The sequence below is a fragment of the Methylobacterium nigriterrae genome (assembly GCF_037106235.1).
Classification (GTDB): domain Bacteria; phylum Pseudomonadota; class Alphaproteobacteria; order Rhizobiales; family Beijerinckiaceae; genus Methylobacterium; species Methylobacterium nigriterrae.
Genome location: NZ_JBAWTG010000116.1, coordinates 1 through 14,070, shown reverse-complemented (window position 1 = coordinate 14,070; position 14,070 = coordinate 1). Strand labels below are relative to the sequence as shown.

13 protein-coding genes are annotated in these 14,070 nt (G+C 65.3%); 4 read left to right on the top strand and 9 right to left on the bottom strand.

Features of this window, described 5'->3' with window-relative positions:
- Positions 1-39 precede the first annotated feature (39 nt).
- The 3 genes from WDW90_RS29475 to WDW90_RS29465 form a co-directional block, all read right to left on the bottom strand.
- Positions 40-1,632 (bottom strand): arylsulfatase, encoded by a 1,593-nt coding sequence (locus tag WDW90_RS29475; RefSeq protein WP_336491055.1) that lies wholly within the window; start codon positions 1,630-1,632, stop codon positions 40-42.
- A 100-nt stretch (positions 1,633-1,732) separates the two neighbouring features.
- Complete coding sequence (locus tag WDW90_RS29470) at positions 1,733-3,334, bottom strand: arylsulfatase (protein WP_431311147.1); 1,602 nt, start codon at positions 3,332-3,334, stop codon at positions 1,733-1,735.
- 574 nt (positions 3,335-3,908) lie between these two features.
- Positions 3,909-4,760, bottom strand: a complete 852-nt coding sequence (locus tag WDW90_RS29465; protein ID WP_336491053.1) for a S1 family peptidase — start codon at positions 4,758-4,760, stop codon at positions 3,909-3,911.
- A 365-nt stretch (positions 4,761-5,125) separates the two neighbouring features.
- On the opposite strand from WDW90_RS29465, the gene WDW90_RS29460 reads away from it, so the two are divergent.
- The gene (locus tag WDW90_RS29460; protein ID WP_336491052.1) at positions 5,126-5,515 is read left to right on the top strand and encodes a hypothetical protein; all 390 of its coding nucleotides are present in this window, start codon (positions 5,126-5,128) and stop codon (positions 5,513-5,515) included.
- Positions 5,516-5,563: 48 nt separating this feature from the next.
- Here the strand turns inward: WDW90_RS29460 and WDW90_RS29455 are convergent, their stop codons facing one another.
- The 3 genes from WDW90_RS29455 to WDW90_RS29445 all read right to left on the bottom strand — a co-directional run bounded on the left by WDW90_RS29455 (position 5,564) and on the right by WDW90_RS29445 (position 8,153).
- Positions 5,564-5,848, bottom strand: coding sequence for a hypothetical protein (locus tag WDW90_RS29455; RefSeq protein WP_336491051.1), 285 nt, complete (start codon positions 5,846-5,848; stop codon positions 5,564-5,566).
- 136 nt (positions 5,849-5,984) lie between these two features.
- A complete protein-coding gene (locus WDW90_RS29450; protein WP_336491050.1) occupies positions 5,985-6,872 on the bottom strand; it encodes an outer membrane protein in 888 nt (295 codons plus the stop codon).
- Positions 6,873-7,133: 261 nt separating this feature from the next.
- A complete protein-coding gene (locus WDW90_RS29445; RefSeq protein WP_431311146.1) occupies positions 7,134-8,153 on the bottom strand; it encodes a SphA family protein in 1,020 nt (339 codons plus the stop codon).
- 298 nt (positions 8,154-8,451) lie between these two features.
- On the opposite strand from WDW90_RS29445, the gene WDW90_RS29440 reads away from it, so the two are divergent.
- Positions 8,452-8,748, top strand: coding sequence for a hypothetical protein (locus WDW90_RS29440; protein ID WP_336491048.1), 297 nt, complete (start codon positions 8,452-8,454; stop codon positions 8,746-8,748).
- 72 nt (positions 8,749-8,820) lie between these two features.
- Here WDW90_RS29440 and WDW90_RS29435 read toward each other — a convergent pair whose 3' ends face one another.
- Positions 8,821-9,084 carry a hypothetical protein gene (locus WDW90_RS29435; RefSeq protein ID WP_336491047.1) on the bottom strand — a complete coding sequence of 88 codons (264 nt, stop codon included), beginning with the start codon at positions 9,082-9,084 and terminating at the stop codon, positions 8,821-8,823.
- A 260-nt stretch (positions 9,085-9,344) separates the two neighbouring features.
- Between WDW90_RS29435 and WDW90_RS29430 the strand changes: the two genes are divergently transcribed.
- Complete coding sequence (locus WDW90_RS29430) at positions 9,345-9,872, top strand: EF-hand domain-containing protein (RefSeq protein ID WP_336491046.1); 528 nt, start codon at positions 9,345-9,347, stop codon at positions 9,870-9,872.
- A gap of 454 nt (positions 9,873-10,326) precedes the next feature.
- Here WDW90_RS29430 and WDW90_RS29425 read toward each other — a convergent pair whose 3' ends face one another.
- Positions 10,327-11,946: a hypothetical protein gene (locus WDW90_RS29425; protein ID WP_336491045.1), complete on the bottom strand. Its 1,620-nt coding sequence runs from the start codon at positions 11,944-11,946 to the stop codon at positions 10,327-10,329.
- A gap of 691 nt (positions 11,947-12,637) precedes the next feature.
- On the opposite strand from WDW90_RS29425, the gene WDW90_RS29420 reads away from it, so the two are divergent.
- Positions 12,638-12,853 (top strand): hypothetical protein, encoded by a 216-nt coding sequence (locus WDW90_RS29420; protein ID WP_336491044.1) that lies wholly within the window; start codon positions 12,638-12,640, stop codon positions 12,851-12,853.
- A gap of 119 nt (positions 12,854-12,972) precedes the next feature.
- Here the strand turns inward: WDW90_RS29420 and WDW90_RS29415 are convergent, their stop codons facing one another.
- Positions 12,973-13,716: a cache domain-containing protein gene (locus WDW90_RS29415; RefSeq protein ID WP_336491043.1), complete on the bottom strand. Its 744-nt coding sequence runs from the start codon at positions 13,714-13,716 to the stop codon at positions 12,973-12,975.
- Positions 13,717-14,070: the final 354 nt, after the last annotated feature.

Genomic DNA, 14,070 nt, shown 5'->3' with positions numbered 1-14,070 from the left:
CATTCGGTCCCATGCGCTCTCCTCCGAACGACGCCAGGGCTAATTGCTGGAGGGCGGCAGCCTGAGCTTCTCCATCGCCTGCTCGATCGAGAAGCTGCCCGGGCGCTGCCGTGGCGGGAATTGCTGGAAGCTTTTCAGATGCTGCGCGACCAGCGCCTGGGCCGGGACCAGCACGAAGGCGTGCTCGATGAACCAGCGCACGTAGTCGCCCGACTCGTGCTCGGCGCGCTCGAAGGGGTCGGAGCGCAGGTTGAACAGGAGGGGCAGGCGTAGCGATGCCATCGGCTGCATCCAGACCGAGAGCCCGTGCGCCTTCTGCTCCAGGAACACAGCCTTCCACTGTTCGAAGCGCAGACCGGCCAGGTTGCCGTCATCAGTCCAGTAGAAGAACTCACGCCGCTTGTTTGGGCCCGTGCGGCCGAGCAGATCGCGCTGGTCGTAGCCGTCGAGGTGAACCTTGAAGGTCTTGCCGGCAGCCTCATAGCCCTGCAGGAGCTTGGCCTTGATCTCCGGCTCGCCGGCCGCCGCGATCAGCGTGGTCAGCCAGTCCTCGGCGGAGACGAGGTCGTTGATCTCGACGCGCGCCGGCACCAGACCGGGCCAGCGCACCATCGCGGGCACGCGATAGCCGCCTTCCCAGTTGGTGTTCTTCTCGCCGCGGAACGGGGTAGCCCCGCCGTCAGGCCAGGAGAAGGTCTCGGCGCCGTTGTCGGTGGTGTAGATCACGATGGTGTTGTCGGCGATGCCGAGATCGTCGAGCTTCCTGAGAAGCTGGCCGACCTGCCCATCGTGCTCGACCATGCCGTCCGGATAAATGCCGAGCCCGGTCTTGCCCTGCGCCTCGGGCCCGAGCCGGGTCCAGATGTGCATGCGGGTGGAGTTGAACCAGATGAAGAAGGGCTTCTCGTCCCGGTTCGCCCGGTCGATGAAATCGTTCGTGGCCGCCACGAATTCCGCGTCGATGGTCTCCATGCGCTTCTTGGTGAGCGGCCCGGTGTCCTCGCATCTCTGCTTGCCCCAGGGGCCGAAGCGCGGATCAGCCCCGGGCGTGTCGGTCGTCGTCGCCACGCATTTCAGGACGCCGCGCGGACCGAACTGTGCCCGGAAGGCGGGGCTCTTCGGATAATCCGGATGCTCGGGCTCGTCCTCGGCATTCAGGTGGTAGAGGTTGCCGAAGAACACGTCGAAGCCATGCACCGTCGGCAGGAACTCGTTGCGGTCGCCGAGGTGGTTCTTGCCGAACTGGGCCGTGACGTAGCCCTGCGGCTTGAGCAGTTCGGCGACGGTCGGGTCCTTCTCCGACAGGCCTTCCTTGGCGCCCGGTAGGCCGACCTTCAGGAGCCCAGTTCGCAGCGGGCTCTGACCAGTGATGAAGGCCGAGCGCCCGGCGGTGCAGGATTGCTGGCCATAATAGTCGGTGAAGATCGCGCCCTCATCGGCGATGCGGTCGATGTTGGGCGTGCGGTAGCCCATCATGCCGCGATTGTAGGCGCTGATGTTCCAGTAGCCGATGTCATCGCCCATGATGACAAGGATGTTCGGCTTCGGCCGAGTCTGCGCCGCCGCCGGCGCGACGATCAGGCCAGCGAGCGATGCCAGGAGGCCAAGCCCGATCATGCGGATCCTGGTCATCGTCGCTCCCCGTCCTGCTGAATAGTGCTGCCAGCGGCACCCCAGTGAGAGCGCGAGCATCCCGAAACCGGGACGCTCGCTCGAAGCCGCAGGCCTCAGCCTAATCGCTCGCGTGGCTGTTGTGGCTCTGCTTCACCTGCTCCAAAACCTGCGAGAGGTTGTAGCTCTCGGCCGGCTGCAGCGGCGGGAACTTCTCGTAGGTCAGCAGATGTTCCAGCCACAGCTGCTGGCCGAGGGGCAGGATGTTCCAGTCGTACTGAAAGGCGGTCGCCGGAGCGCCGAGCGCCCCGCCCAGGCTCATCGCGCTCTTCTGATCGATGCCGACCGACTGCTCGAAGGGGTCGCGCTTGATGTTCTGCACGAGCGTGAAGTGGAACGGCACAAGCGGCAGAACCCAGCCTGTCGGCCCGGGCTGGGACATCGTGTAGTACATCTTCCAGTTCTTGTAGCGCACCGCCGACGGCGTCGCGCCCGAGAAGTAGAAGAAGGCGTCGCGCGCGGACTTGTCCGACTTGCCTTCCAGGTAGTCGCGCTGGTCGACGCCGTCGAGGGTCGTCTTGACGATGTCGGGATACTGCCCGGCCTCGATTTGCTGCTTCAGCCCCTCGCCCTTGGGGCCGCCGGCGATGTCGACGAACGTCGGCACCCAGTCGAGCGCGGCGAAGAGCTGGTTCTTCACGGTTCCGGGCCGGATGACGCCGGGCCAGCGGATCACCATCGGCGCCCGATAGCCGCCTTCCCAGGCCTCGCCTTTCTGGCCCTTGAAGGGCGTGACGCCGCCGTCCGGGAAGCTGATCGCCTCGGCGCCGTTGTCGGTCGTGAAGACCACGACGGTGTTATTGGCCTGCCCCATGTCGTCGAGCTTCTTGAGGACAAGGCCGATGTTGTCGTCGAGCTGCTTCATGCCGGCTTCGTTGACACCCCAATCCTTGCCGCCACGCTCGCCGAGCATGGCCTCGTACTTCGGCGGCAGGACGGTCACGACATGCATGCGCGCCGGGTTGTACCAGACGAAGAACGGCTTGTTGGTCTTCTTCGGATCGTTGCGGTCGAGGAAGTCGACAACCTTGGCCGAGATTTCTTCGTCCACCGTCTTCGAACGCTCGAGCGTCAGCGGTCCTTCATCCGTGCAGGTCTGGTTCTTGGCCGTCCCGTCGGACGAGCGGCAGGACAGGATCGGGCGCGGGGGCGTCAGGCAGCGCGTCGTCCTGCGATCGACGGCACCGGGCACCTCGGCCAGGCCCGGGATCGGCGTGTTCTGGCAGGGCGGCGCGATCCCCTGGTCCGACGCGGTCTTGTTGATGTCGGGGAAGCTCACCTGCTGCATGGCGTCGAGGTGATAGAGATAGCCCCAGTATTCTTGGAAGCCGTGCGCCGTCGGCAGCGACTCGGTGTGGTCGCCCAGGTGGTTCTTGCCGAACTCGCCGGTGTTGTAGCCGAGATCGCGCAGGAACTTGGCGAGCGCCGGGGTGCCGGGGCGCAGGTAGGAGGGGCTGCCCGGCAGTTGCGGAGGAATCATGCCCGTGCGCAGCGGGTACATGCCGGTGAAGAAGGCGTTGCGGCCGGAGGTGCAGCTCTGCATGGCGACATAGTCCATGAAGATCGCGCCCTCCTGTCCGATCCGGTCGATGTTCGGCGTCTCCCCGACCATCAGGCCGCGATGGTAGATGCTCGGCTGCATGAAGCCGATGTCATCGCCCATGATAAAGAGGATGTTGGGCTTCTGCTGCGGCTGCGATTGGGCAAGGGCCGAACCTGGCGCCGCCGAAGCGGCGCACAACGCGGCCAAGCCGAACCAAGCAGGGCTGCTCGTTCTCATGGTGGCACTCCTTCAGGTTTCCTGCCGCGCGGCTCCCGGCACCGCTGCCGGCGGCGCCGGCAAACCGGACGGGCATTACCCCCTGTAGAAGCTTCGGCGCGATCCGCGTCGAGTCAGCCGAGTACACTCCAGTCCATACGCTGTCGCGGACTGGTGTGCTCCGAAGGTTTAAATTGCTGAACGCTTACTGTTGCTGCGCTTTAAGACCTACAGAATAAGCGTGGCTCGCGCTAGATATATGTGACAAATGTGCGGCACCGCTCTCGATTCACGTCGAACAGCTAAGGTTGATGACGAGGTGGCGCGCTGCTTGTCTTCCCAAGCTAGAGGGGCACAGGCCTGTGTTCTCGGGATTGGAAAGGCGCTGCAGCGACGCGAAGTCAGGGTTACCTCGTCCGACAGAGGGGAGGCGAACCGGGTCGCGGGGGAGTGTTTATGCCGTGCGGGCGTTTCGCCCTCAGGGGATACAGTTGCGCATAGCAGCCAGGGTAGAGGCCGGGACGGCGGTGTTGGTCGGGCTGCCCCAGGGCGTCGGGATGACCCTGTCCGGCGGCAGGAACGGCAGGGACGGGCCAGTAAGGAGCCCGTTGAGCACCGCCACGACCCGCCCCTGGCCGCAATCGAGCACAGGCGCCCCAGAGGCGCCGCCGTCGAGAAGCAGGCGGTTGGCACCCTGAACTTCGAAGAGGGCCAGACCGGCATACCGGTCGGCGAGCTCGCCTCTCCCGCGGACGATGCCCTGCGCGGCCTCCATCCGTCCGCCTGGATAGCCGAGAACTAGGACCGTCGCATCCGCCGCGAGCGGCTTCGGCTGGATGTCGAGCACAGTCGCGTGCAGGAAGGGCTCCTGCAGCTCGATGATCGCCACGTCCTCCGCCAGGCCGGCGGCCAGCCCGGCTCGGTCTCTGGATGGTCCTGGCAGCCTGCCCCTGACGGCAACGCGAAACCGGACCCGCGCCGTGACCTCTGCCTCTCCCGCGTGAACAGCCTGGCGCAGCTCGGCCTCCTGCCATCCGTCTGTGGGCAGCTCGTTCGCGAAGTGGGCGGCAGTCACAAGAAGCCGGGGCGAGGTGTAGAACCAGGCGGTGGCCCGCTCCCCAATGATCTCCTGCCACCCGTCGCGGCGGGGCTCGTCATAGCGCCAGAAGATGCTGACAACGGCCCGGGCGGACGCCGCGGGATCAATGCAGGCTCTAGCGCTCTCATGGGGGGCAGCCGTGGCGGGAGCCGCGTGGAGGCTGCAGAGGACCGGGATCAGCGCCAGGCCGATGGCGCACAGCTTCCTCCGGACCTGCCATGGTGAGCCCATGCATTTCCCCATCGTCCGCTGCTGGAGCTGCGGAACATCGGGATGACGCAGGCGGGCAGGTCCAGGAGTACGGTTTCAACCCTGGGAAGCTGCGGGATGTTCCTGGCGCCGTGGCCGTGCGGCCCGCCCGCGCGCACGAGAAAAACCTAGGCCGTGGCGACACTTGCACGACAGGTCCGCGGCGGGAGCGTCTCCGCGGCCGCATCGTGCCGCATTGGCCCATTCCCGGGCAGATCCATCGCTTTGCTGGGCCCGCTGATCGCGGGAAGATCGTCCCGTCAGATCAAGCAGAGCCAACAAATTGGGAGATAATGCTTGTGCACAGGCCAGCTTGAGCCTGTCGAGCGGTCATATAGGAGGCAGCGATGACGTCTCATGTTCTGCGCAAGACGCATCCGTTCAGCTGCATCGGCCTCGCAGCGGCGAGCGTGCTCGCCGGCTCCGCGGCGCTGGCCCAGCCCCTGGTGCTGCGGATCAACCCGCACCTGGCCGACCAGGGCCTGCTCATGTCCGGAAACAACAGCGGCTCGGTCGATACCCTGTTCGAGGCCGGGCCCCGCTATCAGGAACCGAGCGGCGTGCGCGTCGGGCGCGGATCCCTGATCCCAGGCTGGGTGCAGATGGGCTCGTTCCAGAACGTCTCGGTCACGGGGCTGAACCCGACCGGGTACTACGGCTACTACATCTCCCCCGACGACCGCGCGGTGATCATCGACCTCGATTCCCACCGGGTCGTTCGCGTCATACCGCGCTGAGGCCGCGGCAGTCCGGGCAGCATTCCTGGTTCAGGCGCGGTCAGCGGCTCAACGCCGGTATGGTCGGGAATATGACCGTGGCGCGGTCTCCACATCGTGCCCGGTCGAACCCGTCGTCTCCGGATTGACAAGCGGTGCTACGCCCATATCCGGGTTGCTCTCGGCACCGAGCGGATTGCCGGAACTGGTGGCGGGGGCGCCGCTGTGCCCGCTGCTCGGCACGGGCGGTCTAACCACCTCGCGCGGCCAAAGGTCCTGGGCGAAGCTGCCATGAGCACCGCTCGCGAGAACGGGGACGGCGAGAAGCAGGGCGGACCATTTCAGGATCGTCATGTCCGGTCTCCTCAACGGATCAAGGGTGACCTGACGGGATAACAGCGGTCGGCAGCAGTGGTATCCATCGCGAGCCGCGGATGCCGGCCCGATTGGCAGGCACCCCGCGGCTGCGCGCTCGCCGCTCCGGGCGAGGTCAGTAGGTTCCGAATTTGTAGTTGAAGGCCGCCCGGACCACGCCGAACCCGTTGTTGTTGCGGTTGCCGTTGCCGAGCAGCAGCACCGAATTCGTCGGCGCGTCGTAGGCCACCACGCCGAGCCCGACGCCGGTGTTGTTGCGCCGGTTGTTGCTGAGGTTCATGTACATGCCCTCAACGCGGGCCGTCCAGTTGTTCGTGACCGCGTATTCGAAGCCGCCGCCGACCGCGTAGCCGGTCCGGATGTTGCCGCTGTCGCAGTTGAGGAGACCGTTGCTACAGAAATTGCTGCTGAGGCTACCCTGGCCGTAGGCAAGGCCGCCGGTGACATAGAGGAGCGAGCGGTTGATGGCATAGCCGAGCCGGCCGCGGAACGTTCCGTACCAGTCGAGGTTCCCCAGCACGCCGCGGGGAAGGAGGATTGCGCCCGGCGGCAGCCCCGGGCCGGTCGCTCGCGTGAAGAAGGGAGCGGCCGCAACGCCCACCAGCCCGCGCCGGTTGTTGTTGCTGGTGAGGCCCTGGATGTCGGTCTCAAAGCCCCAGACGAAGGCGCCCGACTGAAAATTGTAGCCAATCTGACCACCGCCCGCGAAGGCGCTGGTGTTGTTGTTGCGCGAGCCGAAGCCGGCTGGGACAAGGAAGGTCCCGGAGGTCGCCGCGAAGGCAGGCCCGGCCGCCGCGAAAGTGCCCACGGGCGCGAAGGCCGCGGCAGCGACGTTGCGATTGTTTTGGACCGAGAAGGCGCCGCCTGCGTTCACGCCGACATAGAAGCCCGTCCAGGTGAAGATCGGGATCGGCGGCGGAGCCGGGGGAGGCAGATCGGCGGCCGCGGCGGCTCCGACGAGGGCGAGCGAAGCAACGCTCGCGAGCAAGAGAGTCTTGATCATGGGATGACAATCCTCCTCTCAGGATATAGAGACAGAATAGGCAGAAAAATGAAAGGATATGGAAATTTTGCTGTAGCATGTCTGCAACTATAGAGAAGTATTTCGTCTGATTGGAAGCGTACAAACGCGGCCACTTCTTCGCACGGGAGTGCTCGTGAGCGGCGCCGGCCTCGGGGAGGTCCGCGCTGTTCTCGGCCGGCGTTTCGCGGCGGAGCGGGCGGGCTGTCTGCCGGCCCGGCGCAGTTGATCGACCGCTCAGGCTCAGTTCTTCGCCACGATGGCCTTCGGTTCGGGCGCAGCCCTCGGCGGCGCGACCCAGAGCGGGGCCGAGATCGTCAGGTACGTCGATGTGCCGGTGAACCGGTTCCGGACGTCGAACTCGCGGAAGAACCGGACATTCGTCGACACCGGGATCTCGCCCAGCTTGAAGGTGTAGCCGACCTGGCCGCCGAGCGACGTGACCCGGCCTTTGAACGGCCCGATCCGGTCGCCCGAGCCGCTGTCGCCGGTGAGCTGGTTGTAATAGTACCCGACCAGGCCCAGCGACAATTCCTTGCTCAGATACTTCGAGGCCGACCATTCCAGGTGGAACTCGGTGCCCGTGAGATACTGGGTCGCCGGGTTGATCCAGTTGAAGGTGATGCCCGGCACCACCGAGAGTTCGTAGCCGAGGACGGGATCGAGGTAGGTGAGCGCGCCGCTGAGATCGATCGCCGGACGGTTGAGCGAGATGTTGGACAGCTGGCCGTTCTCGAAGCTGCCGGACGGCACCACGCCGAGCAGCGTGCCGCTCCAGTGGAGGTTGCCGGAGTGCCAGCCCACGAACGAGGCGAGATAGATGTCGCCGACGTTGAAGTTGGCGTCGCGCTCGCGCCCGCCGATGATGCGGTCGATGCGCGGTGAGGCGAGGACGGCCCCGGCGCTGATGTTGGGCGTGCCGAACGGGATGGTGATGGAGAAGCCGAGATTGCCGCCCAGGATCTCGGCCGGCGTGACCCAGACCGGCGTGGCGAATTCCGCGCTCGTGTCGTTCTTGACGTTGGCGGCCACGACGCCGCCGCCCTGGAAGACGCGGTTCCCGCCGAGGTTTCCCGAATAGTACCAGGTCTCGCTTTCGAAGTAGAAGCCTGGCGGCGGCGTCACGCCGGCGAGCGGGCCGCGGGTGCCGAGAATGTAGATGCCTTGCGCATATTCGGCCGCCTGTGCATCCGGCGTGGCCTGCAGCCCGGCTGCGCACAGCAGCGCCGTCGCCAGTGCTCGCCAGGTTCGCACCACGACCATGCCTCCAGAATCAGTTGGGATACGGCCACGCTTTCACGCAGGGCGAAGGTTATCAAGGGTTGATTCCGTACGAACAGGTACGTCATTTGTCTGTATTGCGGGAATGCAACGTACGATTACTTGGCGTGGCTTTCGCGGATTGGGTAATTTGCTGCCCGACGAGGACGCTATGGGTCTCAGCGAGCGATGACTGGCGCGTCAGGCCGTCGCTCGCGGCGCCGGCATGGCCGGCCGGCGGTGCTGATGGCCCTCCTGCTCGCGTGGAGCCTGCCAGCCGAGGCGGCGCGCAGGCCGCGGCGTGGGCCAGTTCGACGGCGCCTGGAGCGTGGCGGTGGTTGCCGAGCAGGGCAATTGCGACCGCGCCTACCGGTTCGGCGTCATCCTTCGGGGCGGGCAGATTTATTACGCCGGCGGCGGCGACTTCACGATCTCAGGCCGCGTCCAGCCGAGCGGCGCGGTCCGGGGCAGCATCGTGCGCGGCCTCGACCGCGCGGACGTGGTCGGGGGGCTCCGGGGCAACTACGGAGCCGGCGCTTGGGCCAGTTCCGGCACGTGGCGCTGCGGCGGTCACTGGGATGCCGAGCGGCGGGGCTAGTGAGGAACGGGCCTGCTAACCCCGAGCCTATGCGCAGCCAGTTAAGGCAGTGAGGTGGCGCCGAGCCGTGGGTCAGGGCACGACCTTGGATGCCGCAACACCCATGCGGGTCTCCTCGACGAAGCGCTCGCTGGCGTCGTCGAGCGAGGCCCGGCCCCTCCGTCCCTGCGGCGGGTGGATGTAGAGCGCGCGCGGGTCGATCTTGGCGACCGCCTGGGCCGGGGGCGGCCGCATCGCGTAGCGCACCTCGCGGGCGTGATCGGCAAGCTGCAGGCGCGGGTCGAACACGCTGTTGAACTTCCACAGCATCCGCAGGAAATTGGTCTGTCCGCGCATGAGGTGGCGCGCCGAGATGCCGGCGGTGGCGGCGAGCGCGCGCCAGCCGAGATGCTTCCGGTTGAGGACCTGCTGCGTCTTAACGAGCTTAGCGTAGAACGCGTACAGCGGCAGATCGTGACTTGGCCGGATCTGGCCTTCTGGCTACCTATGGCCATCGCCATACCGTAGCTTGTCAATTGGGCCGGTCCAAAATACCGGTCAGCTCAGTCTCGGGTCGAGAAATCACAATTTCAATTCGTTCACCGGAGGAGACGACGATGGCCAGATTGAATTGGATGCTGACCTTCGCCGTGATCGCCGCGATCGCCGTACTCTTAGCTCCGGTGCCGGCCGGCGCCTCTGTTCCGTCCCAGGAGCTCGATCATGCGTTGCGGACGATCTTCAAGAGGGTCGATCGCGAAGGCAATGGGCGTACCAGCGCCGCCGAGATCAACCGCTACGTCGCAAGCGTCTTCGCGGCGATGGACCGCAATCACGACGAACAGGTATCCCGCACGGAATTCGAAGAGTTCAGCCCCGCCCTGCTAGCTCTCGCCCAGCGATATGGACGCACGCACGCCTACGACGAGGCGCTCGGGCGCATTTTCCGGCGCTGGCGATCTGCCGGGACCGGCACACTGAACAGGCTTACGTTTCGCTCCGGCGTAAAAGGCGAGTTGGCCGCGGCTGCAAGGGGCTCTCTCGCCCTCAACTATGATCAGTTCATCCGTGCCCGGTTCATGCGAGAACTCGCGGCCGCGCTGCGCCCAGGCGGAGGTCATCGCTCTCGCGCATCGCAGGGGTGAGATTGCCCGGCCCGCATCCGGTACTGGCGCCCTCGGACCGATCACCATCGCGACTGCAATGTCCGCTCCGGAGATGCCGTTTGGACTGGCTGGATGGCGAGAATGGGCGCAATGCCGAATGGCTGATCTTGGCCGCAAGCTGCCGGTCTGCTTCGGAGCTCAAGCTGTGGGCAAGCGGACGTTCTGCGCGGCTGAGGCGATCACCACACACTGACCCCAAGCAGCTCTTCACGGCGCGTGTGTGGGATGCCCGGTTGCGAGCGTTTTCCGGGCGTTTGATTTCCTGGCAGGGTTTCCTGACGCGGATGCTCAAGGGGCCATGGGCACCGGGCAGGACGCAAACGGCGTGCATGGTTTCCCGTCGTTTTCCTGCCATAGCATTTTGCGCCGTTTGGAACGTTCCATTGGGGCAAGCCCTATTGGAACGCTGATATACCGAGAGATAGCCGCGTGCTTAATTCGCAGCCGCAAAGGCTCTCGCCGTCACAAGCTCCGGGCGGCCCTCATCTGCCTTGAGCGCTAAGGCCAGCAGCTTGGCATAGTTCTGCCTCGCCAGATCGCGGTCGCCCACCTGCTCCGCGGCGCGGGCCGTGCCGTAGATGGCGCGGAAGCGATTGGGCTCGCTCACCTGGACCGCCTGGAACGCGATCAGCGCCTCGGCAGGACGGCCGGCCGCCAACAGCATCTCGCCCAGTTGCTCGCGAACAGGCGCGAGCGGCCCAGGGGTAATGACGTGCTTCTCGGTGGCGCCTTCACGGTCGGCCGCTGTCTGGAGCGTCTGAATGCCCTCCTCCTGCTGGCCGGATGCGAAGGCGACCCAGCCCTCGGCGGCTTGGCGCTGAATGTCGACCTGCTCCATCCAGTAAGGATCCTTGCCCCTGAGTGCTTCGACCTTGGCCCCCAACGCTTCGATCTCCGGCCCAGCCTGCTCCGGCTTGCCCGACCGCGCGAAGGCCACGGCCCGGGCGAAATGGGTCAGCGCTTCGGTGAATGGCAATCCGGACTTGCGGGGCGTGAGGGTGTCGGCCTCATCCCAGGCTGCTCGCTCCATCACGAGCCGGGCGGGCATGGCCGCGAGGGCGAAATAGGCGGCTCGCCCTAGGGCTGTCTTGGCGACATCATCGTCCGTGAAGCGCTTCGCATCCTCGACGACGTGCTTAGCGGCATCGGTCTGGCCCATCTGCAGGTAGGCGTAGACCATGTAGTCGAGGGCGTGCAGTTCGTCGCCGACCGCCCCGTCCTTGCGCGCTGCCTCCGCCGATCTGGCATTCGAGGCAACAGAGCCCTCCCAGTCACCGACCCGCGTGAAGATGTGGGAGGGCATGTGCAGAGCGTGTGGCGCATCTGGCGCAATGGCCGAGTAGCGACGGGCGGCGCTCAGACCTTTCGATGCCAGCGGCGGCAGGTCGTAGGTGTGGATGAGGTAATGGGCGACGCCCGGGTGCTCAGGCTGGCGCTGCCACTCGGCTTCGAGGATGTCTGCGGCCTTCAGAGGCTTCGCGTAGGTCTTGTCCGTTGGGGCATGGGCTACATCCAAGGCCAGGGCGTAGTAGATCCGAGCCTCCGGATCATCGGGGTATCGCGCGGCCACTTTCTCCATGGCCTGCTCGTAGGCCAGCACGCGGGTGCGGTGGTCCTTCGTCTCATGGTCACGATAGAAGGTGAGGAGCGCCTCGATGTAGTCGGCCTCGCGCTGGCTCTGAGCACCCTGCGCCTGAGCTTTTTCCAGCAGGGCTAGACCCTGCTTCAGGTTCTTCGGTGGCGGGGGGCTGAAGGGGTTGTCGAGCAGGCTAAAGGCTTGGCCCCAATAGGCCATCACGCAGCTTGGATCATGCTTGAGGACGGTGCCGAACTGGTCGAAGGCCGCCGTGTGCCAGAAGGAGTGCTGCAGCTTCATCGCCTCGTCGAAGGCGGCCTGCGCCTCGGGCGAGCACGTCACCGGGAAGTGGACCGTGCCGAGCACTTGATGCTGATGCTCGGAGTGGGCGTGTGCGGGCGCCGTGAGCAGGAAGGCGGTGAGCGCGGCGGCGTGCCCGACGTGGCTCGGTGACAATGGAAAACGTCTGATCAGCATAGCCGTCCTCCTTGAAAAATAGGACCGACACTGGCCGACCAGGGAAGTAGCCCTGTGGACCTGCTTAGAGCGCAAAGCAGAAACATGCAGTCGAAGAAGCCAGCTCAAAACAACGCTACACCTGAGCAGTCGCGCTGAAATTAAAAAACATTGTATGATTGCTGCTACGCTTGTGGTCGTACGATCATGTTACCTGTCGGGCCGATGCAAGAGGCCGGCTCGCCTGCTCACCCACCATTTGCATGCTCCATAACGCCCAATCGGCGAATGCCACGGCCCTGCAGAACAGGCCCATGGAACCGCTCGCTAACGGCCCGCAGGCCCGCCCGGTGATGGTCGGGTGTTGATCGAGATCAATGTGAGGCTGGCGCCGTGGGCCGATACATCTTCAACCTCGCCGAGGTGGCGGGTGCCCAAGCAGCGATTTCGGCTCCGCGGCCAGGGCACTCCACCTACGACTTGGCGGGACAGGCCCGTCGCGAGGCGGGCCTGTTTCCGTTGGGCTTGGGGTGCTCGCGGTTGCAGGCGAGCCCGGAGCGGGTTTGCGGTCGGTGACTCCTGCCCTGGCCCTGGGCCACGCGCTACGCTTCAGGTGATGCCGGATCGCCCGCTCGCGGCCCTACTGCAAATGGGGGAAGAAGGGCCGCGACTGGAATGGAAGTGTCCCTCGGACGGTCCGAGCGGGGATACGATGCAGACACCAGTTGCATTCATCGAGGCGGCCGTTTTCACCCTCGGCTGCGCGACGATCTATGACCTGCGTGCGCATGCGGGTCGCCTGACCGAGGTTCTCTTGGCCGTCATCGTTGCGCTGACCCTCGTGTTCGTGACGATGGACTCGCTCACATACGGCGGCGCAGCCTCGGACTCCTTTGACCTCCTGTCCGCCCTCGAACAGTCACCCTGATGCAGGCGGGCAGCAGTGCCCTGAGGGAGCGAGGTCTGGGCCTTCCAGTACGGACACACGCAAGAAGCGCTCTTCCGCGGGCCGAATGGCTCCATAACGCCCACTCCGCGAAGTCAGGTTCAGTCGGTGTAGAAGCCCGCACCGATCAGCCCTGGCATTCCATCTATCGTCGTCGCCCTGACGTAGCTCCATTTCTCGGAAGGGTACCTCTGTCCAGGCTTGGGGAACATGTAATCAACCCAGCCCGACCCATCAGCTCGAACAACCTCTATGAAATCTTCGTGAAACAACTTACCATCAGCATCCTTCTCCTTGAGCTGGTTCGTCCCCTCCCGCTGCGGGAACTCAACATTGAGTAGGATGCGTCCGTTCAGATCCAAAACAAATAGGTAAACATCGTCGAACCGCCATTCACTGTCGCGTTTTCTGAATTCGGAGAAGGCTGCCTTTCCTCGCGCCTCTACCAGGGCCGCAGCCTTGTTGACCATGGCCTCAATCCGAGCCGCTTCCCCCTCCCGGCCGGGAGGCTGCTGCAGGTCAGCAGAATTTGCTGCCGTCACCATGACGAATGCGATGCAAAGCGGAATGCACCTGAGCACATCACGCCGCACAACTGGCCACCAACGCCGTGTCTCCTGCGGCGGAGGGGTAACAGGCACAGGCATAAGATCTGCGGCGGAGGGGCCGCGGCGAGCCTCGATGGGACGGTAGACGCGCTGCATCGCCACGTGCGTTGCTTCTGCCATCAGCCGGTGCCCCTCGCACGCGCCGTCTTGGTGCAGCCGGCTCGTGCATTCCTCTGCTCTGCGGATCAGGCGGGCGCCTTCGGCAAGGTAAGCATCCAGCTCACTGAGATCGGGCATCGGCGGGCTCCGCGATGATCGGCAGCTGCCCCCGACTATCTGGATCGCTGACACCCCCCGATTATTCCCGACCAGCCCCACACCCAGGGGAGGAGAAGGCGCGCCAGCACAGACTCAACCCGGCATCTCGGGGCAGCGGTTCGCAAGACGCTCCATAACGCCCATCCAGCGAGCAGCGCCGCGCTCCTGCCAAGGTCTGGCAGAGTAAGCCCTATTGGAACGTGGTCGCCGCCTTGTGTGGCGGCTCAGGATGGAAAGCGGGCCTTGGTCTGCGCAGCAATCCGTTGCCAGCCGCTGTCTCGGCGATCACGATCAGACCCATTGCACGGACGCTCCTCGTGCCATCAGGGCGTC

Excerpts from the sequence above, each read along its gene's own strand:
- WDW90_RS29435 (WP_336491047.1), bottom strand. The coding sequence starts at position 9,084 with ATGCGCGGACAGACCAATTTCCTGCGGATGCTGTGGAAGTTCAACAGC.
- WDW90_RS29430 (WP_336491046.1), top strand. The coding sequence starts at position 9,345 with ATGGCCAGATTGAATTGGATGCTGACCTTCGCCGTGATCGCCGCGATC.
- WDW90_RS29455 (WP_336491051.1), bottom strand. The coding sequence starts at position 5,848 with ATGACGATCCTGAAATGGTCCGCCCTGCTTCTCGCCGTCCCCGTTCTC.
- WDW90_RS29460 (WP_336491052.1), top strand. The coding sequence starts at position 5,126 with ATGACGTCTCATGTTCTGCGCAAGACGCATCCGTTCAGCTGCATCGGC.
- WDW90_RS29445 (WP_431311146.1), bottom strand. The coding sequence starts at position 8,153 with ATGGTCGTGGTGCGAACCTGGCGAGCACTGGCGACGGCGCTGCTGTGC.
- WDW90_RS29465 (WP_336491053.1), bottom strand. The coding sequence starts at position 4,760 with ATGGGCTCACCATGGCAGGTCCGGAGGAAGCTGTGCGCCATCGGCCTG.
- WDW90_RS29475 (WP_336491055.1), bottom strand. The coding sequence starts at position 1,632 with ATGACCAGGATCCGCATGATCGGGCTTGGCCTCCTGGCATCGCTCGCT.
- WDW90_RS29470 (WP_431311147.1), bottom strand. The coding sequence starts at position 3,334 with ATGGGCGATGACATCGGCTTCATGCAGCCGAGCATCTACCATCGCGGC.
- WDW90_RS29415 (WP_336491043.1), bottom strand. The coding sequence starts at position 13,716 with ATGCCCGATCTCAGTGAGCTGGATGCTTACCTTGCCGAAGGCGCCCGC.
- WDW90_RS29425 (WP_336491045.1), bottom strand. The coding sequence starts at position 11,946 with ATGCTGATCAGACGTTTTCCATTGTCACCGAGCCACGTCGGGCACGCC.
- WDW90_RS29420 (WP_336491044.1), top strand. The coding sequence starts at position 12,638 with ATGCAGACACCAGTTGCATTCATCGAGGCGGCCGTTTTCACCCTCGGC.
- WDW90_RS29450 (WP_336491050.1), bottom strand. The coding sequence starts at position 6,872 with ATGATCAAGACTCTCTTGCTCGCGAGCGTTGCTTCGCTCGCCCTCGTC.